Source organism: Streptomyces sp. NPDC002057 (assembly GCF_040296665.1).
Lineage (GTDB): Bacteria > Actinomycetota > Actinomycetes > Streptomycetales > Streptomycetaceae > Streptomyces.
The window spans coordinates 56,227-74,390 of sequence record NZ_JBEOXR010000046.1; the positions used below are offsets into that span (position 1 = coordinate 56,227).

Below are 18,164 nucleotides of genomic sequence, written 5' to 3' on the forward strand. Positions count from 1 at the left end.
AACCGCCCCCGCGCGCCGGATCCGGCGGGCGGGGGCACACACTTCGAGCGGCCCGATACCCTGGAGGGCAATCCGACCGCCCCCGACACCGAGGATCCGCGACCGCCGTGTTCGATACCCTCTCCGACCGCCTTGCAGCGACCTTCAAGAACCTCCGCGGCAAGGGCCGTCTGTCCGAGGCGGACATCGACGCCACCGCGCGCGAAATCCGTATCGCGCTGCTCGAAGCGGATGTCGCCCTGCCGGTCGTCCGGTCCTTCATCAAGCAGGTCAAGGAGCGCGCCCTCGGCATCGAGGTCTCGCAGGCTCTCAACCCCGCCCAGCAGGTCATCAAGATCGTCAACGAGGAGCTCGTCTCCATCCTCGGCGGCGAGACCCGGCGCCTGCGGTTCGCCAAGACCGCGCCCACCGTGATCATGCTCGCCGGTCTCCAGGGCGCCGGTAAGACCACCCTCGCCGGAAAGCTCGGCCTCTGGCTCAAGAGCCAGGGCCACTCCCCGCTGCTCGTCGCCTGCGACCTCCAGCGCCCCAACGCCGTCACCCAGCTCGGCGTGGTCGCCGAGCGCGCGGGCGTCGCCTTCTACGGCCCCCAGCCGGGCAACGGCGTCGGCGACCCGGTCCAGGTCGCCAAGGACTCCATCGAGTACGCGCGCACCAAGATGTTCGACGTCGTCATCGTCGACACCGCCGGCCGCCTCGGCATCGACCAGGAGCTGATGCGGCAGGCCGCGGACATCCGCGACGCCGTCAGCCCCGACGAGGTCCTCTTCGTCGTCGACGCCATGATCGGCCAGGACGCGGTCAACACCGCCGAGGCCTTCCGCGACGGCGTCGGCTTCGACGGAGTCGTGCTCTCCAAGCTCGACGGCGACGCCCGCGGCGGCGCCGCGCTCTCCATCGCGCACGTCACCGGCAAGCAGATCATGTTCGCCTCCAACGGCGAGAAGCTGGACGAGTTCGACGCGTTCCACCCGGACCGCATGGCGTCCCGCATCCTCGGCATGGGCGACATGCTCTCCCTCATCGAGAAGGCCCAGCAGACCTTCGACGAGGAAGAGGCCGCCAAGATGGCCTCCAAGCTCGCGTCGAAGAAGGGCCAGGAGTTCACCCTCGACGACTTCCTGGCGCAGATGGAGCAGGTCCGCAAGATGGGCTCCATCTCCAAGCTCCTCGGCATGCTCCCCGGCATGGGCCAGATGAAGGAGCAGATCGCCAACATCGACGAGCGCGACGTCGACCGCACGGCCGCCATCATCAAGTCGATGACCCCCGGCGAGCGCCACGACCCGACCATCATCAACGGCTCCCGCCGCGCCCGTATCGCCAAGGGCTCGGGCGTCGAGGTCAGCGCCGTCAAGGGCCTGGTCGAGCGGTTCTTCGAGGCCCGCAAGATGATGTCCCGCATGGCCCAGGGCGGCGGCCTCCCCGGCATGCCGGGCATGCCCGGCATGGGCGGCGGCCCCGGCCGGCAGAAGAAGCAGATCAAGCAGGCCAAGGGCAAGCGCAAGAGCGGCAACCCGATGAAGCGGAAGGCCGACGAGCAGGCCGCCGCCGAACGCCGCGACCAGGCGCAGCAGGGCGGCGCCTTCGGCCTCCCGGCGCCGGGACAGACCCCGAAGGACTTCGAGCTCCCGGACGAGTTCAAGAAGTTCATGGGCTGACGCGGCCCACACCCCGAGCGAAGGGGCCCGGAGCGGTACGAAACCGCCCCGGGCCCCTTTTCATCCCTCCGGACCGCCCGCCATGCCGGGTCCGTCCCGCTCTTCGATACTGGGGCCACAGCCGCCCCGAGGAGAGCCACGTGGCCAACCCCGTACCCCCGCGCGACCGGACCGACCAGCCCTGGCGCTCGGAAGGGGCCCCGCCACCCCCCTCGCCGAAGAAGCGGATGCCGGGCGGCTGGGGCGGCCTCATCCTCACCGCGCTCGCCGTGTACCTGATCGCCAACATCGTCCTGTCGTTCTTCAACGACGGCGACGGGCCGACCATCTCGTACACCGAGTTCGACAAACAGGTCGCCGCCGGGAACGTCACCAAGATCTACTCCAAGGGCGACGCGATCCAGGGCCAGCTGAAGAACAAACAGCCCGTCCCCGACGGCGACGGCGACTACACCAAGTTCACCACCCAGCGCCCCGCCTTCGCCGACGACGACCTGTGGGCGCAACTCACCAAGCAGAACGTCACCGTCACCGCCGAACCCGTCGTCCAGGAACGCAGCTTCCTCTTCAACCTCCTCATCTCGCTCGCGCCGATGCTGCTCCTCGTCGTCCTGTGGATCTTCATCGCCCGCCGGATGAGCGCGGGCATGGGCGGCGCCGGCGGCATGCTCGGCCGCAAGGCCCCGCCCAAGCCCGTCGAGCTGGAGGGCGGACAGCGCACCACCTTCGCCGACGTCGCCGGCATCGACGAGGTCGAGGGCGAGCTCAACGACGTCGTCGACTTCCTCAAGAACCCGCAGGCCTACCGCGAGATGGGCGCCAAGATGCCGCGCGGCGTGCTCCTCGCCGGCCCGCCCGGCACGGGCAAGACCCTGCTCGCCCGTGCCGTCGCCGGCGAGGCCGGAGTCCCGTTCTTCTCCGCCTCCGCGTCCGGGTTCATCGAGATGATCGTCGGCGTCGGCGCCTCCCGGGTGCGCGAGCTGTTCACCGAGGCCCGCAAGGTCGCCCCGGCGATCGTCTTCATCGACGAGATCGACACCATCGGCCGGGCCAGGGGCGGCGGCTCCGGGATGGGCGGCCACGACGAGCGCGAGCAGACCCTCAACCAGATCCTCACCGAGATGGACGGCTTCACCGGCTCCGAAGGGGTCATCGTCCTGGCCGCCACCAACCGCCCCGACGTCCTCGACCCCGCCCTCACCCGGCCCGGCCGCTTCGACCGCATCGTGCACGTCAACCCGCCCGACCGGGACGGCCGCGAGGCCATCCTCAGGATCCACACCCGGGGGATCCCGCTCGCCAAGGACGTCGACCTGGAGCACGTGGCCCGCACGACCCCCGGCATGACCGGCGCCGAACTCGCCAACCTCGCCAACGAGGCCGCCCTCCTCGCCGTCAAGCGCGACCAGAAGGCCGTCACGCGCTCCGACCTCTCCGACGCCCTGGAGAAGGTCCAGCTCGGCGCCGAACGACCCCTGGTGATGCCCGCGGAGGAGCGGCGGCGGACCGCGTACCACGAGAGCGGCCACGCCCTGCTCGGCATGCTCCAGCCGGGCGCCGACCCGGTCCGCAAGATCACCATCGTGCCGCGCGGCCGGGCCCTCGGCGTCACCCTCTCCACCCCCGACGCCGACAGGTACGCCTACACCGAGGAGTACCTCCGCGGCCGGATCATCGGCGCCCTCGGCGGCATGGCCGCCGAACAGGTCGTCTTCGGCGTCGTCACCACCGGCGCCGAGAGCGACCTGGAGCAGGTCACCAACATCGCCCGCGGCATGGCGGGACGCTGGGGCATGAGCGAGCTCGTCGGCCGCCTCACGGCCATCCCGAGCGACGCCCAGCAGGCGTACGGCCTGTCGGCGGCCCCCGCGACCCTCGACACCGTCGACGCGGAGATGCGCCGCATCGTGGACGAGTGCTACGAGAACGCCGTACGCCTGCTCGGCGAGCACCGCGAACAGCTGGACGCGCTGGCCGCCGCGCTCCTGGAGAACGAGACCCTGGAAGAGGCCGAGGCGTACCGCGCGGCGGGCATCACGCGCGAGGTCCGGGCGGAAGAGGACTGAGCGGGGGAGCGGGGGCCTCCCGGCCCGCGATGCCCTCGTACCGGCTGCCACGGCGCCGGGACCACGGGCAGCGGATGACCCGTACGGGCTCCTACGGCACCCGGGCGACGACGTAGCGGAAGACGTTCGGCATCCACACCGTCCCGTCCGCCCGCACGTGCGGCGCGAGCGCCTCCTCGATCTCCTTCTCCACCTGGGAGAGGTCGGTCGCCCGTACGGCCTCGTCGAACGCGCCCGTCGACAGCAGCCCCCGCACCGCGCTGCCCTCGTTCGCGTACCCGAAGGGGCAGGCCACCCGCCCCGAACCGTCCGGCCGCAGCCCCGCCCCCGCCACCAGCCCGTCCAGGTCCGTCCGGACCGCCGGCCCGCGGTCCGCCAGCCGGGCCGCGATCCCCAGCACCGACTCCGTGGCGCACCGCTCCGGCGGCCCCCAACCGGCGAGCACGACCACCGTGTCCCGTTGCGCCGAACGGGTGAGCGCCGACAGCTCCGGGAGGATGCCGTCCGTGGTGTGGAAGGCGGTGATCACGTCGTACGGAAGGTCCTCCGGAGGCTCCTCCGTGACGGTGACGTCCTCCGGCAGCCGCTCCCTGGCCAGCTCCACGCGCGCGTGGTCCCGGTCCACGCCGGCGATGCGGGCACCCCGGGCGGCCGCCATCAGAAGCGCCAGGCCGGAGCCGCAGCGGAGGCCGAGGACCCGGCTCCCGGCGCCCACGCCGAGGCGGTCGTACACCGCCTCGTAGAGCGGGACGAGCATCCGTTCCTGGATCTCGGCCCAGTCACGCGCGGGGTGGTGCGGGACGAGCGTAGGTGTCATGGAAAAGTGCCCCAATCCGTGCTCGGACGACAGCCCCCCGTAGTCAGGGAACTGCGCATCCCGGGCCGCGTCCAGTGCTCGCGCCGCACCGATTCGCCGGGGGAGGGGCGGTGCGCCGCCCCGCGCGCGAGCCCGGTAATGTCCCTGCAACACTTCCCGGTCCGCCCGGGCACCGCCCGGGGCTCGCTCCGGGCCCGCTCCGAGGCCGCCTCCCGGTCCCCTCGGGAGCCTCCTCCGCCGGGGGCGCGCGCACCTCGGCTACGCGCCGGGGCGTATGCGCTACTACGCACCAGCTTGACGCCCCCTGCGCGGCTTCTCCGCAGATCGGCGCACTGGCCCTCGTCACGACACATCAACGGCAACTGACGGGTACGTGCAAAATATTTGGGATGCCCCGGAATGGAACCCGGGGGGACTCCGGCTCGTTGTACACGACGTGAGCACGACACCACCTGTTCTCGCCGCAGAGCTGGCACAGGCGTGGGCCGACATTCAGCGGCACCACCCCGAGCTGCCCGATCTTGCCGCGCCCGAGTCCCTGATCGGAGAGTCCTCGTCCGCCTGCGGCGCCGAACTCTCCTTCGAACGACTGCTCCACGAGGCAGTCCACGGCATCGCCGCCGCCCGAGGGGTCCGTGACACCTCCCGCGCCGGCCGCTATCACAACCGCAGATTCCTCGCGATCGCCGAGGAGATGGGCCTCGACCACCCCGAGGAGCCGCACGCCAGCAGCGGCTTCTCCCTGGTCACGCTCAACCCCGAGGCGAGGCGGCGCTACCGGCCCACCATCGAGCGGCTCCAGCGCGCGCTCAAGGCCCACACGGTCGCCACCGCGGCCGACACCAAGCGCTCCTTCCGCGGGCCGGCCGCCCGGCACGGCTCCTCGGGCGGCGGCGTCCGCGTCAAGGCCGTCTGCGACTGCGGACGGAACGTACGCGTGGTGCCCTCGGTGCTCGCCCAGGCCCCGATCGTCTGCGGCGGCTGCGGCAAGCCCTTCCGCATCCCGGAGACCGTGGGCGCCGCGAGCTGACCTCGCGGTGTGTGGCACAATGGCTAGCTGTACTCGACAGTCGCACAGGACCCCTCTCTCCTCCGGCTGACGCGTCCATCGGGCATCCGAGTACCGCAACCCCACGTGGCATCTCAAAGTGCCCAACCACGTCAAGACCAGGAGACACCACTCCAGTGGCAGTCAAGATCAAGCTCAAGCGCCTCGGCAAGATCCGCCAGCCCCACTACCGCATCGTCGTCGCCGACTCCCGCACCCGTCGGGACGGTCGCGCGATCGAGGAGATCGGCCTCTACCACCCGACGTACAACCCGTCGCGTATCGAGGTCGACTCCGAGCGTGCGCAGTACTGGCTGTCCGTCGGCGCCCAGCCGACCGAGCCGGTTCTCGCCATCCTGAAGCTCACCGGCGACTGGCAGAAGGCCAAGGGCCTCCCGGCCCCCGAGAAGGCCCTGCTCGTCCCGGCGACGAAGGAAGCCAAGCGCGCCTCGTTCGACGAGTTCGCGAAGGCCCTCGAGGGCGACGAGGCCAAGGGTGAGGCCATCACCCCGAAGGCCAAGAAGGCCGACAAGAAGGCGGACGAGGCCGAGGCCGCGTCCACCGAGTCGACCGAGGCCTGATCATGCTCGAGGAGGCTCTCGAGCACCTCGTGAAGGGCATCGTCGACAACCCCGACGACGTGCAGGTCGCCTCGCGCAACCTGCGCCGTGGCCGCGTGCTGGAGGTCCGGGTCCACCCGGACGACCTCGGCAAGGTGATCGGCCGCAACGGCCGCACCGCGCGCGCGCTCCGCACCGTCGTGGGCGCCATCGGCGGCCGTGGCATCCGAGTCGACCTCGTCGACGTGGACCAGGTCCGCTGAGCAGGCCGGCAGCATCACCTTAGTAGTGCCGGCACGGGCCGGGGAGGGCTTACGAGCCCACCCCGGCCCGTTGTCGTTCGCGTCGTACGGACTGTGTGACAGGAGAGTGTGGAGCAGTGCAGTTGGTAGTCGCGCGGATCGGCCGCGCCCACGGAATCAAGGGCGAGGTCACCGTCGAGGTGCGCACGGACGAGCCGGAGCTCAGGCTCGGCCCCGGTGCCGTCCTGCTCACCGACCCGGCCTCCGCCGGTCCGCTGACCATCGAGACCGGCCGGGTGCACAGCGGCCGGCTGTTGCTCCGCTTCGAGGGCGTCCGCGACCGCACCGGCGCCGAGGCCCTGCGCAACACCCTCCTCATCGCCGAGATCGACCCCACGGAGATGCCCGAGGAGGAGGACGAGTACTACGACCACCAGCTGATGGACCTCGACGTGGTCCTCGCCGACGGCACCGAGATCGGCCGGATCACCGAGATCTCCCACCTGCCGTCCCAGGACCTCTTCATCGTCGAGCGTCCCGACGGCACCGAGGTGATGATCCCGTTCGTCGGGGAGATCGTGGTCGAGATCGACCTGGAGGAGCAGCGGGCCGTCATCGACCCGCCGCCCGGCCTGATCGACGACCGCGCCGAGATCGCCTCCTCCCGCGAGGAGTCCGACGAGGAGTCCGACGAGGAGGCCGACACGGGGTCCGACGAGGAGTCCGCGGACGAGTCCGGCGCGGGATCCGGCGACGCGTCCCGCGAGGAGACGGCATGAGGCTCGACGTCGTCACGATCTTCCCCGAGTACCTCGAACCGCTGAACGTCTCCCTGGTCGGCAAGGCCCGCGCGCGCGGACAGCTCGACGTCCACGTCCACGACCTCCGCGACTGGACCTACGACCGGCACAACACCGTCGACGACACCCCGTACGGCGGCGGCCCCGGCATGGTCATGAAGACCGACCCCTGGGGCGACGCGCTCGACCAGACGCTCGCCGACGGCTACGAGGGCGGCGCCCACGGCCCGGTCCTCGTCGTCCCCACCCCCAGCGGCCGCCCCTTCACCCAGGAGCTGGCCGTCGAACTCTCCGAGCGGCCCTGGCTGATCTTCACGCCCGCCCGCTACGAGGGCATCGACCGCCGCGTCATGGACGAGTACGCGACCCGGATGCCCGTCTACGAGGTCTCCATCGGCGACTACGTCCTGGCCGGCGGCGAGGCCGCCGTCCTCGTCGTCACCGAGGCCGTCGCCCGCCTCCTGCCCGGCGTCCTCGGCAACGCCGAGTCCCACCGCGACGACTCCTTCGCCCCCGGCGCCATGGCCAACCTCCTGGAAGGCCCCGTCTACACCAAGCCCCCCGAGTGGCGCGGCCGGGGCATCCCCGACGTCCTCCTCAGCGGCCACCACGGCAGGATCGCGCGCTGGCGGCGCGACGAGGCCTTCCGGCGCACCGCCGCCCACCGGCCCGATCTCATCGAGCGCTGCGACCCCGCCGCCTTCGACAAGAAGGACCGCGAGATCCTCTCCATGATGGGATGGGCGCCCGAGCCCGGCGGCCGATTTTGGCGCAGGCTCGACGACGTGGAAGAATAGGCCGCTGTCGTCCGTCCGGCGCGCGCCCCTGCCACAGGGGGAAGACGCCGCCAGGAGCGGACGGCGATCCGAATCATCCTCGAACGTACCGCTGATGACCTGTGGCATCAGCGAGGAAAGAGACCTCCATGGCCTCCCTGCTCGACCAGGTCAACGCGGGTTCGCTCCGCTCCGACCTCCCCGCCTTCCGCCCCGGCGACACCGTGAACGTCCACGTGCGCGTCATCGAAGGCACCCGCTCCCGCATCCAGCAGTTCAAGGGTGTCGTCATCCGCCGCCAGGGTTCGGGCGTCAGCGAGACCTTCACGGTCCGCAAGGTCTCGTTCTCCGTCGGCGTCGAGCGCACCTTCCCGGTGAACAGCCCGATCTTCGAGAAGATCGAGCTCGTGACCCGCGGTGACGTCCGTCGCGCCAAGCTCTACTACCTCCGTGAGCTGCGCGGCAAGGCCGCCAAGATCAAGGAGAAGCGCGACCGCTGAGCCTCGGCTCCCGGCACGCTCGACGCTTCCGAGTCCTCGCACAGGCAGGCCGGATAGGCTCTGTCCCCGATGGACACCGAAGCACAGCACACGGAGCGCGACCCTTCTTCCGACACGGAGGAGGGGTCGCGCTCCGCGCGCGTTCCAGGGGAGCCCGGGGCCCTCTCCTCCTGGCGGCGCCCGGCCCTCGCCGGTGGCGCCTGCGTCGCCTTCATGCTGCTCCTGAGCCACTTCGTGCTGCAGCCCTTCCTGATCCCGAGCGGCTCCATGGAACCGACGCTCCGGATCGGCGACCGGATCCTGGTCAACAAGCTGGCGTACCGTTTCGGCAGTGCCCCCGGCCGGGGCGACGTCGTCGTCTTCGACGGCACCGGATCCTTCGTACGCGAACAGCCCCGGGACAACCCCGTCACCGGTCTCCTGCACGACGGCGCCGCCGCCCTCGGTCTCGCCGAGCCCGACGACACCGACTTCGTGAAGCGGGTCGTCGGCACCGGCGGCGACCGGGTCGTCTGCTGCGACAAGGACGGCCGGCTCACCGTCAACGGCGCGACCGTCGAGGAGCGCTACCTGATGCCGGGCGACCAGCCCTCCAGCGTGCCCTTCGACATCGTCGTCCCCCCGGACCGCCTCTGGGTCATGGGCGACCACCGCAGCCAGTCCAGCGACTCCCGTGACCACCTCGGCGACCCGGGCGGCGGCATGGTCCCCGTCGACAAGGTCGTCGGACGCGCCGACTGGATCGCCTGGCCCTTCGGCCGCTGGTCCACCGTGGCCGGAACCGACGCCTTCGACGCCGTACCGGCCGCACCCGCCGGCGGACACGGGGCGGGGGCCCATGGGTAGCCGGGGACGGCCGCCGGGCGGCCGGAGCCACGACACCGACCAGCCACCCGGCCAGGGCGCCGCACTGCCGGGCAGGGCCGAACGACGCAGGCTCGCCCGCAAGGTCAAGCGACGCCGTCAGCGCTCCGCGCTCCGCGAGATCCCCATCCTGATCACGGTGGCCGTCCTCATCGCGCTCGTCCTCAAGACCTTCCTGGTCCAGGCGTTCGTCATCCCCTCCGGCTCCATGGAACAGACGATCCGCATCTCCGACCGGGTCCTCGTCGACAAGCTCACCCCCTGGTTCGGCTCCCGCCCGCAACGCGGCGACGTCGTCGTCTTCAAGGACCCCGGCAACTGGCTCCAGCACGAGGCCGCGCCGCCCGCCGACGACCCGATCGGCGTCAAACAGGCCAAGCAGGCCCTCACCTTCATCGGACTGCTGCCCTCCGCCGACGACCGCGACCTCATCAAGCGGGTCGTCGCCGTCGGGGGCGACACCGTCCGCTGCTGCGGCGAGGACGGGCGGATCACCGTCAACGGCGTACCCCTCGACGAGCCGTACCTGCACCCGGGCAACCAGCCGTCCACCATCCCCTTCGAGGTGAAGGTCCCCCAGGGCCGGATCTTCGTCCTCGGCGACCACCGCTCCGACTCGGCCGACTCCCGCTACCACCTCGACGAGAAGGACCACGGAACCGTCTCCGAGGAGCAGGTCGTGGGACGCGCCGTGGTGATCGCCTGGCCCGTCGGACACTGGCGCGGCCTGGAGGAACGCGCCACCTTCGCCGCCGTACCGGACGCCCGTACGGGTTCCGAGTCCGCATCCGGTCTGTCGCATAGTGTGTCCCAGCGGAATCTGAACGGATTCCCCGGGCTCCCGACCCCTGCGGAACTTCTGCTCGTTATGGGAGTGGTGGGCCTGTCCCTGTTCCGGGGCAGGCGATCGCACGGACTGAGGAGTGGATGTGGGGGATTTGGCCGTCGGCGCACGATCCGGACACGATGAGCCCGACAAGAGGGCCGACGGGGCCTTCGGCGATGACACGACGGGTGACGACGTGACGGGTGACGAGCAGGCGCGGCCGCCGGGCGACGGCACGCCCGGCGATGGCGACGACGCGGCGGCGGGCGGCTCCGGCAAGGGCCCCAGGAAGCAGCGTTCCTTCTGGAAGGAACTGCCCCTCCTCGTCGGCATCGCCCTGGTGCTCGCGCTGCTGATCAAGACCTTCCTGGTGCAGGCGTTCTCGATCCCCTCGGAATCGATGATGAACACCCTCCAGAGGGGCGACCGGGTCCTCGTCGACAAACTGACCCCCTGGTTCGGCTCCGAGCCCGAGCGCGGCGAAGTCGTCGTCTTCCACGACCCGGGCGGCTGGCTCGAAGGCCAGACCGCGCCCACGCCCAACGTCGTCCAGAAGTTCCTCAGCTTCATCGGCCTCATGCCGTCCGCCGAGGAGAAGGACCTCATCAAGCGCGTCATCGCCGTCGGCGGAGACACCGTCTCCTGCAAGGAGGGCGGCAAGGTCATCCTCAACGGGGTGGCGCTGGACGAGACCTCGTACCTCTACCCCGGCTCCCTCCCCTGCCAGGACTCCTTCGGCCCCATCAAGGTCCCCGAGGGCCGCATCTGGGTCATGGGCGACAACCGCCAGAACTCCCTGGACTCCCGCTTCCACCAGCAGCTCCCCGGTGGCGGCACCGTCTCCAACGACGAGGTCGTCGGCCGCGCCGTCGTCATCGCCTGGCCCGTCACCCGCTGGGCCACCCTCCCGGTGCCCGACATCTTCGACAACCCCGCGCTCAACAAGGCCATGAGCGCCGCACCCCTCGGCGCGGCAGGCCTCGCCGGAGCGCTTCCGCTGGTGCTGTGGCGCCGCAAGAAGCTCGCCGCTCGGCATACCGCCGAGTAGTGACCCGCGGGTAGGGTGCCGTCCCGGACCGTCGACAGACCAGCGGTCCGCCGACAGACCTACGGGGTGCGCACATGAGCGGAAACATACGGACCCAGAGCGGCCACGGCCGCCTCGGCAGCGTGCTGTCGGGGCTGGCCGTGGCCGTCGGCTGTGTGCTCTTCCTCGGCGGCTTCGTCTGGGGAGCCCTGCTCTACCAGCCGTACACCGTCCCCACCGACTCCATGACCCCCACCCTCGACGTCGGGTCCAAGATCCTCGCCCAGCGCCTCGACGGCGACGAGGTGCGCCGCGGCGACGTCGTCGTCTTCGAGGACCCCCTCTGGGGCAACACGACCATGGTCAAGCGGGTCGCCGCCGTCGGCGGCGACACCGTCGCCTGCTGCGACCGGGACGGTCGCCTCACCGTCAACGGCACCCCCGTCGACGAGCCCTACCTGAGCCCCGGACCCGACGGACGGACCCGAGCGTCCGGTACGGAGTTCTCCGTCACCGTCCCGGCGGGCAACCTCTTCCTCCTCGGCGACGACCGGCACACCTCGCTCGACTCGCGCTCCCACCTCGAAGAGGCCGGCCAGGGCTCCGTACCCCGCTCCACCGTCGTCGCCAGGGTCGACGCCGTCGTCTGGCCCGCCAAGGGCCTCCTGGACCGCCCGACGGGCTTCGCGGCCCTCCCCGGCGGCATCTCCGAACCCGGGCCCGTACGCCCCCTCCTCACCGCGATCGCGGCCGGAGCCGTCCTGATCCTGGCCGGCGGCGCGTACGGACCGGTGGCAGGCGTCTTCACGAGACGTCGCGCGGCGGGGCAGCGGGCCGGCGAGCGGGAGAAGGTGGGTACATGACGGATTCCTCCGGTGGGGGCGAGTGGTACGGGGTGGAGCCGGGTGGGGCCGGGCCGGGTGAGGGCGAGTCTGGTGCGGTCGAGTCTGGTGGGGCCGCGCCGTTTCCGGTCGAGTCGGGTGGGGCCGCGCCCCGCAGGGTCGCCCGTGTCGTGCTCCTCGACCCCGACGACCGCATCCTGCTCCTGCACGGCTACGAACCCGAAGACCCCGCGCAGACCTGGTGGTTCACCCCCGGCGGCGGCCTGGAGGGCGCCGAGACCCGCGAGGAGGCCGCCCTGCGCGAGCTCGTCGAGGAGACCGGCATCACCGACATCGACCTCGGACCCGTCCTCTGGACGCGGTACTGCTCCTTCCCCTTCGACGGGCGCCGCTGGGACCAGGACGAGTGGTACTACCTCGCCCGCACCCGCCGAACCGAGCCCGCACCCCGGCCCCAGGCCCTCACCGACCTGGAGAACCGCAGCCTCGCGGGCCTGAGATGGTGGACCTCCGCCGAACTGTCGGCGGCGCGTGAGACGGTGTACCCGACCAGACTCGCCGAGCTGCTGCGCACGCTGCTCGACGAGGGACCTCCGAGTGCACCGGTGGTTCTCGCCCCGGAAATCGTTTAGGGGCGCGTTCGGCTGGCGCACAATAGGGGGACGCACGGCTGAAGGGGAACATGCCATGAGCGCCGAGGACCTCGAGAAGTACGAGACCGAGATGGAGCTGAAGCTCTACCGGGAGTACCGCGACGTCGTCGGGCTGTTCAAATACGTGATCGAGACCGAGCGGCGCTTCTACCTCACCAACGACTACGAGATGCAGGTGCACTCGGTCCAGGGCGAGGTCTTCTTCGAGGTCAGCATGGCCGACGCATGGGTCTGGGACATGTACAGACCGGCACGGTTCGTCAAGCAGGTCCGCGTCCTCACCTTCAAGGACGTGAACATCGAGGAGCTCAACAAGAGCGACCTCGAACTCCCCGGCAGCTGACACCACCGGCATCCCCGCCGCTTCCCGAGCGACCGACCCGGTCGGCCCTCCGCCGAACCCTCTCCTCGGGCAGCTGACACCATCGACGGCCTCACCCCCACGGGTGAGGCCGTTTTCCACAGACCCCCGGCCGTCCACAGCGCCGCACGCGGTCCACCCCACTCCGTCACAGTCGGTGACGGAGGTGGTACCGCATGAACAAGACCCAAGCACTCGGACGGTACGGAGAAGAGCTGGCCACCCGCCGGCTCACCGCGACCGGCATGCACATCCTCGCCCGCAACTGGCGCTGCGGCCGGACCGGCGAGATCGACATCGTCGCCCGCGACGGCGACACCCTCGTCATCTGCGAGGTCAAAACCCGCCGCCACGGAACCTACGAACACCCCATGGCCGCCCTCACACCCCGCAAGACCGAACGACTCCGCCGCCTCGCCGCCTGCTGGCTCGCCCGCAACGACACCCCGACACCCCCCGGCGGCGTCCGCATCGACCTCGTCGGCATCGTCCTGCCCCACCGCGGCGCCCCCGACCTCACCCACGCCCGAGGGGTGGCCTGAGATGGGATTCGCCCGCACCTGCTCCGTCGCCCTCATCGGCGTCGAAGGCGTCGTCGTCGAGGTCCAGGCCGACCTCGAACCCGGCGTTGCCGCCTTCACCCTCGTCGGCCTCCCCGACAAGAGCCTCACCGAAAGCCGCGACCGCGTCCGCGCCGCCGTCGTCAACTCCGGCGCCGAATGGCCCCAGAAGAAACTCACCGTCGGACTCAGCCCCGCGTCCGTCCCCAAGGGCGGCTCCGGATTCGACCTCGCCGTCGCCGCGGCCGTCCTCGGCGCCGCCGAACGGATCGACCCCCGCGCCATCGCCGACCTCGTCCTCATCGGCGAACTCGGCCTCGACGGACGCGTCCGCCCCGTCCGCGGCATCCTCCCCGCCGTCCTCGCCGCCGCCGACGCCGGATACCGCCAGGTCGTCGTCCCCGAACAGACCGCCGGCGAAGCCGCCCTCGTCCCCGGGGTCTCCGTCCTCGGCGTCCGCAGCCTCCGCCAACTCATCGCCGTCCTCACCGACGAACCCGTCCCCGAGGAAGAACCCACCGAAGCCGGCCGCCCCGACGCCATGCTCGCCGGACTCCTCATCCCCGGCGCAGGCCTCGGCACCGGACTCGCCGCCGAACCCGACGACCCCACCGCGGGACCCGACCTCGCCGACGTCGCAGGCCAGCACCGCGCCCGCCGCGCCCTCGAAATCGCCGCCGCAGGCAGCCACCACCTGCTGCTCTCCGGCCCACCCGGCGCCGGAAAGACCATGCTGGCCGAACGACTCCCCGGCATCCTCCCGCCCCTCACCCGACACGAATCCCTCGAAGTCACCGCCGTCCACTCCGTCGCCGGCATCCTCCCGCCCGGCGAACCCCTCGTCCGCCGCGCCCCCTACTGCGCACCCCACCACTCCGCCACCATGCAGTCCCTCGTCGGCGGCGGAAACGGCCTCCCCAGGCCCGGCGCCGTCTCCCTGGCACACCGCGGCATCCTCTTCCTCGACGAAGCCCCCGAATTCTCCGGAAAAGCCCTCGACGCCCTCCGCCAACCCCTCGAATCCGGACACGTCGTCATCGCCCGCGCCGCCGGAGTCGTACGCCTCCCCGCCCGCTTCCTCCTCGCCCTCGCCGCCAACCCCTGCCCCTGCGGACGCCACACCCTGCTGGGCTCCGGCTGCGAATGCCCCGCCTCACTCGTCCGCCGCTACCAGGCACGCCTCTCCGGCCCCCTCCTCGACCGCGTCGACCTCCGCGTGGAGGTCGAACCCGTCACCCGCGCCGACCTCCTCGGCCGAGGCGGCCGGGGCGAGAGCACCGCCGCCGTCGCCGCACGCGTCCAGGAAGCCCGCACCCGCGCCGCCGCACGCCTCGCCGACACCCCCTGGACCGTCAACAGCGAAATCCCCGGCCACGAACTCCGCACCCGCTACCTCGCCGCACCCGGAGCCCTCGCCCTCGCCGAACGCGACATCGAACGCGGACTCCTCACCGCCCGCGGCCTCGACCGCGTACTCCGCGTCGCCTGGACCGTCGCCGACCTCGCCGGACACGACCGCCCCGACAGCCAGGACATCGCCCTCGCCCTCGAAATGCGCACCGGCATCACCCGCGGAGTGCCCGTCGGAGCCGGAGGACTCACATGACCACCTCCACCCCCATGGACGACCGGCACGCCCGCGCCGCACTCAGCCGAGTCGTCGAACCCGGCGACGAACACGCCGGCCGCTGGCTCCACCGCTACGGAGCCACCGGCTTCCTCACCCGACTCCTCCACACCACACACGACGGAGGGGGAGGGGAAGACGGGCGCCATGGGCGAGGCGGCGATGCCGTCGCGGCCACGGACGGCGACCCCTTCCCCGGCACCGGACCGAAACGCCTCGCCTCCTGGCGACTCCGCGCCACCACCGCCGACCCCACCCGCGACCTCGCCACCATCCACGCCCTCGGCGGCCGCTTCCTCGTCCCCGGCGACACCGAATGGCCCCGTCAACTCGACGACCTCGGAGTTGCCCGCCCCATCGGCCTCTGGGTCCGCGGCCCCGCCGACCTGCGCACCTGGGCCCTCCGCTCCGTCGCCCTCGTCGGCGCCCGCGCCTGCACCCCCTACGGCGCCCACACCGCCACCGACCTCGCCACCGGACTCGCCCGACACGGCTGGGTCGTCGTCTCCGGAGCCGCCTACGGCATCGACGGAGCCGCCCACCGCGGCGCACTCGCCGCAGGCGGGGCCACCATCGCCGTCCTCGCCTGCGGCGTCGACACCCCGTACCCCCGCGGCCACGACCAACTCATCCGGCGCGTGGCCGAACAGGGTCTCGTCGTAGGGGAGTTGCCACCCGAGAGCCACCCCACGCCCAGCCGCTTCATCCTCCGCAACCGGGTCATCGCCGCCCTCACCCGAGGAACCGTCGTCATCGAGGCCCAGCACCGCAGCGGCTCCCTCTCCACCGCCCGCGCGGCGGCCCGCCTCGGCCGCCACACCATGGGCGTTCCGGGACCCGTCACCAGCGCCCTCTCCGCCGGCGTCCACGAACTCCTCCGCGGCGACGCCACCCTCGTCACCGACGCCGAGGAGATCATCGAACTCATCGGAGACATGGGTCAGCTCGCCCCGACGCGCCGGGGACCCGTCGTCCCCCGAGACCTCCTCGCCCCCGCGGCCGCGCACGTCCTGGAAGCCGTCCCCGCCCGCGGCCCCACCCCCACGACGGCCATCGCCCGCCGAGCCGGAGCCACCCCCGACGACACCCTCGCCAAGCTGTACGAACTGCACTCCCTCGGCTTCGTCGAACGGCACGGAGAGGGCTGGCAGTTGACGAACCCGGCCACACCCACGCCGAACGCCCGGCGAGGCGGTACTTGACCTGGAGCATTCGGGTGAAAGGGTGATGCCGATGAACAACCGAGTTCTCTCGGCCGCACCCGAGGGGCCGACGCGCGCCACGGCCCGGGTTCGAAGATGTGGCCGACGGCGTCCACCCGGAGCGGCGCGATCCACCGATGTTCGCGCACCGCGACCGCGCACTCACGCTACGCTCACCAGGATTCCGTCCAGGACACCCACACAGACACACCCGACAGCAGAACGGCTCAAGGCAACGCATGCCCCAGCACACCTCCGGGTCTGACCGCGCTGCGGTGCCCCCAGCAGCCCGGGGCGCCGTGCGACCACCCGCACCGACCTCCCTCGACGAACTGTGGCGGTCGTACAAGGACACGGGTGACGAGCGGCTGCGGGAGCAGCTGATCCTGCACTACTCGCCCCTCGTCAAGTACGTCGCCGGACGAGTCAGCGTCGGGCTGCCGTCCAACGTGGAACAGGCCGATTTCGTCTCCTCCGGAGTCTTCGGCCTCATCGACGCCATCGAGAAGTTCGACGTCGAGCGGGCGATCAAGTTCGAGACGTACGCCATCACCCGCATCCGCGGCGCCATGATCGACGAACTCCGCGCCCTCGACTGGATCCCCCGCTCCGTCCGCCAGAAGGCCCGCAACGTCGAGCGCGCCTACGCCACCCTCGAAGCCCAGCTCAGGCGCACCCCCTCCGAGACCGAGGTGGCCGCCGAGATGGACGTCACGCTGGAGGAACTGCACGCGGTATTCAGCCAGTTGTCCCTGGCGAACGTCGTCGCGCTCGAAGAGCTGCTACACGTCGGCGGTGAGGGGGGCGACCGGCTCTCCCTGATGGACACCCTGGAGGACACGGCCGCCGACAACCCCGTCGAGGTCGCCGAGGACCGCGAGCTGCGCCGCCTGCTCGCCCGCGCCATCAACACACTCCCCGAGCGGGAGAAGACCGTCGTCACGCTCTACTACTACGAGGGCCTCACCCTCGCCGAAATCGGCCACGTCCTCGGCGTCACCGAGAGCCGTGTCAGCCAGATCCACACCAAGTCCGTCCTCCAGCTCCGCGCCAAGCTGGCCGACGTCGGACGCTGACCGGCACGAGCCGGTCGTACAGTGGAGCCGTGCCCAGGATTCGAGCGGCCTCGGTGGCCGAGCACCGGACGATGCAGCGCGGCGCCCTCCTGGACGCCGCGCGTTCCCTGCTGTCCGAGGGCGGTACGGAGGCGCTGACCTTCCCCGCACTCGCCGAGCGGACGGGCCTCGCCCGCTCCTCGGTCTACGAGTACTTCCGATCGCGCGCGGCCGTCGTCGAGGAACTGTGCGCCGTCGACTTCCCCGTCTGGGCCGCCGAGGTCGAGACGGCCATGGGCGGTGCCGACACCCCCCAGGGCAAGGTCGAGGCGTACGTCCGCAAGCAACTGGAGCTGGTCGGCGACCGGCGCCACCGCGCGGTCGTCGCCATTTCGGCGAGCGAACTCGACGACGGCGCCCGCGAGAAGATCCGCGCGGCCCACGGCGGTCTCGTCGCCATGATCGTCGAAGCCCTCGCCGCCCTCGGCCAGCCCCAGCCCCGCCTGGGCGCCATGCTCCTCCAGGGCGTCGTCGACGCCGCCGTCCGCCGCATCGAACTCGGCGCGGCCGAGGACCCGACGGCGATCGCCGAGGCGGCGGTCACGATGGCCCTCCACGGCGTCAACGGCACGCACGACACCCCGACCTGATCCACCTGGGGGGCTTCCCCCCCTCCC

20 protein-coding genes are annotated in these 18,164 nt (G+C 71.5%); 19 read left to right on the plus strand and 1 reads right to left on the minus strand.

The genetic code is table 11. The features are described 5' to 3' along the window. Positions 1-107 precede the first annotated feature (107 nt). Complete coding sequence (gene ffh, locus ABT129_RS28695; RefSeq protein WP_351907371.1) at positions 108-1,661, plus strand: signal recognition particle protein; 1,554 nt, start codon at positions 108-110, stop codon at positions 1,659-1,661. 140 nt (positions 1,662-1,801) lie between these two features. Continuing rightward, positions 1,802-3,727 carry an ATP-dependent zinc metalloprotease FtsH gene (gene ftsH, locus ABT129_RS28700; RefSeq protein ID WP_351907373.1) on the plus strand — a complete coding sequence of 642 codons (1,926 nt, stop codon included), beginning with the start codon at positions 1,802-1,804 and terminating at the stop codon, positions 3,725-3,727. Between the two features lie 91 nt (positions 3,728-3,818). Here the strand turns inward: ftsH and ABT129_RS28705 are convergent, their stop codons facing one another. Then, positions 3,819-4,544 carry a class I SAM-dependent methyltransferase gene (locus ABT129_RS28705; RefSeq protein WP_351907375.1) on the minus strand — a complete coding sequence of 242 codons (726 nt, stop codon included), beginning with the start codon at positions 4,542-4,544 and terminating at the stop codon, positions 3,819-3,821. 436 nt (positions 4,545-4,980) lie between these two features. Between ABT129_RS28705 and ABT129_RS28710 the strand changes: the two genes are divergently transcribed. From ABT129_RS28710 to ABT129_RS28790, 17 genes are all read left to right on the plus strand, one after another. Next, positions 4,981-5,574 (plus strand): hypothetical protein, encoded by a 594-nt coding sequence (locus tag ABT129_RS28710; protein WP_024755886.1) that lies wholly within the window; start codon positions 4,981-4,983, stop codon positions 5,572-5,574. 155 nt (positions 5,575-5,729) lie between these two features. After that, the gene (gene rpsP / locus ABT129_RS28715) at positions 5,730-6,173 is read left to right on the plus strand and encodes a 30S ribosomal protein S16 (RefSeq protein ID WP_187623038.1); all 444 of its coding nucleotides are present in this window, start codon (positions 5,730-5,732) and stop codon (positions 6,171-6,173) included. A 2-nt stretch (positions 6,174-6,175) separates the two neighbouring features. Further along, entirely contained in the window at positions 6,176-6,415 is a 240-nt protein-coding gene (locus ABT129_RS28720; protein WP_005311361.1) for an RNA-binding protein, read from the plus strand. Between the two features lie 116 nt (positions 6,416-6,531). Beyond that, positions 6,532-7,173 (plus strand): ribosome maturation factor RimM, encoded by a 642-nt coding sequence (rimM, locus tag ABT129_RS28725; RefSeq protein ID WP_351907378.1) that lies wholly within the window; start codon positions 6,532-6,534, stop codon positions 7,171-7,173. After that, complete coding sequence (gene trmD / locus ABT129_RS28730) at positions 7,170-7,991, plus strand: tRNA (guanosine(37)-N1)-methyltransferase TrmD (protein WP_351907380.1); 822 nt, start codon at positions 7,170-7,172, stop codon at positions 7,989-7,991. The genes rimM and trmD overlap by 4 nt, the downstream gene beginning before the upstream one ends. A 128-nt stretch (positions 7,992-8,119) precedes the next feature. Next, positions 8,120-8,470, plus strand: a complete 351-nt coding sequence (gene rplS / locus ABT129_RS28735) for a 50S ribosomal protein L19 (protein WP_351907381.1) — start codon at positions 8,120-8,122, stop codon at positions 8,468-8,470. A 69-nt stretch (positions 8,471-8,539) separates the two neighbouring features. After that, the gene (gene lepB / locus ABT129_RS28740; protein WP_351907383.1) at positions 8,540-9,316 is read left to right on the plus strand and encodes a signal peptidase I; all 777 of its coding nucleotides are present in this window, start codon (positions 8,540-8,542) and stop codon (positions 9,314-9,316) included. Next, positions 9,309-10,304, plus strand: coding sequence for a signal peptidase I (gene lepB, locus ABT129_RS28745; protein ID WP_351907385.1), 996 nt, complete (start codon positions 9,309-9,311; stop codon positions 10,302-10,304). The genes lepB (ABT129_RS28740) and lepB (ABT129_RS28745) overlap by 8 nt, the downstream gene beginning before the upstream one ends. Then, on the plus strand, positions 10,273-11,208 hold the full coding sequence (lepB, locus tag ABT129_RS28750) for a signal peptidase I (RefSeq protein ID WP_351907404.1): 936 nt from the start codon (positions 10,273-10,275) through the stop codon (positions 11,206-11,208). The genes lepB (ABT129_RS28745) and lepB (ABT129_RS28750) overlap by 32 nt, the downstream gene beginning before the upstream one ends. Before the next feature lie 74 nt (positions 11,209-11,282). Continuing rightward, the gene (lepB, locus tag ABT129_RS28755) at positions 11,283-12,050 is read left to right on the plus strand and encodes a signal peptidase I (protein ID WP_351907387.1); all 768 of its coding nucleotides are present in this window, start codon (positions 11,283-11,285) and stop codon (positions 12,048-12,050) included. After that, the gene (locus tag ABT129_RS28760) at positions 12,047-12,661 is read left to right on the plus strand and encodes an NUDIX hydrolase (protein WP_351907389.1); all 615 of its coding nucleotides are present in this window, start codon (positions 12,047-12,049) and stop codon (positions 12,659-12,661) included. Before lepB (ABT129_RS28755) ends, ABT129_RS28760 begins: the two co-directional genes overlap by 4 nt. Before the next feature lie 55 nt (positions 12,662-12,716). After that, positions 12,717-13,025, plus strand: a complete 309-nt coding sequence (locus ABT129_RS28765; RefSeq protein WP_005311352.1) for a DUF2469 domain-containing protein — start codon at positions 12,717-12,719, stop codon at positions 13,023-13,025. Positions 13,026-13,219: 194 nt separating this feature from the next. Then, positions 13,220-13,585 (plus strand): YraN family protein, encoded by a 366-nt coding sequence (locus tag ABT129_RS28770; protein WP_351907391.1) that lies wholly within the window; start codon positions 13,220-13,222, stop codon positions 13,583-13,585. A gap of 1 nt (position 13,586) precedes the next feature. Further along, positions 13,587-15,209 (plus strand): YifB family Mg chelatase-like AAA ATPase, encoded by a 1,623-nt coding sequence (locus ABT129_RS28775; protein ID WP_351907393.1) that lies wholly within the window; start codon positions 13,587-13,589, stop codon positions 15,207-15,209. Further along, positions 15,206-16,432, plus strand: coding sequence for a DNA-processing protein DprA (gene dprA, locus ABT129_RS28780; protein WP_351907395.1), 1,227 nt, complete (start codon positions 15,206-15,208; stop codon positions 16,430-16,432). Before ABT129_RS28775 ends, dprA begins: the two co-directional genes overlap by 4 nt. A gap of 239 nt (positions 16,433-16,671) precedes the next feature. Further along, positions 16,672-17,508 (plus strand): RNA polymerase sigma factor WhiG, encoded by an 837-nt coding sequence (gene whiG / locus ABT129_RS28785; RefSeq protein ID WP_187623028.1) that lies wholly within the window; start codon positions 16,672-16,674, stop codon positions 17,506-17,508. 71 nt (positions 17,509-17,579) lie between these two features. Beyond that, positions 17,580-18,137 carry a TetR/AcrR family transcriptional regulator gene (locus tag ABT129_RS28790; RefSeq protein WP_351907406.1) on the plus strand — a complete coding sequence of 186 codons (558 nt, stop codon included), beginning with the start codon at positions 17,580-17,582 and terminating at the stop codon, positions 18,135-18,137. Positions 18,138-18,164: the final 27 nt, after the last annotated feature.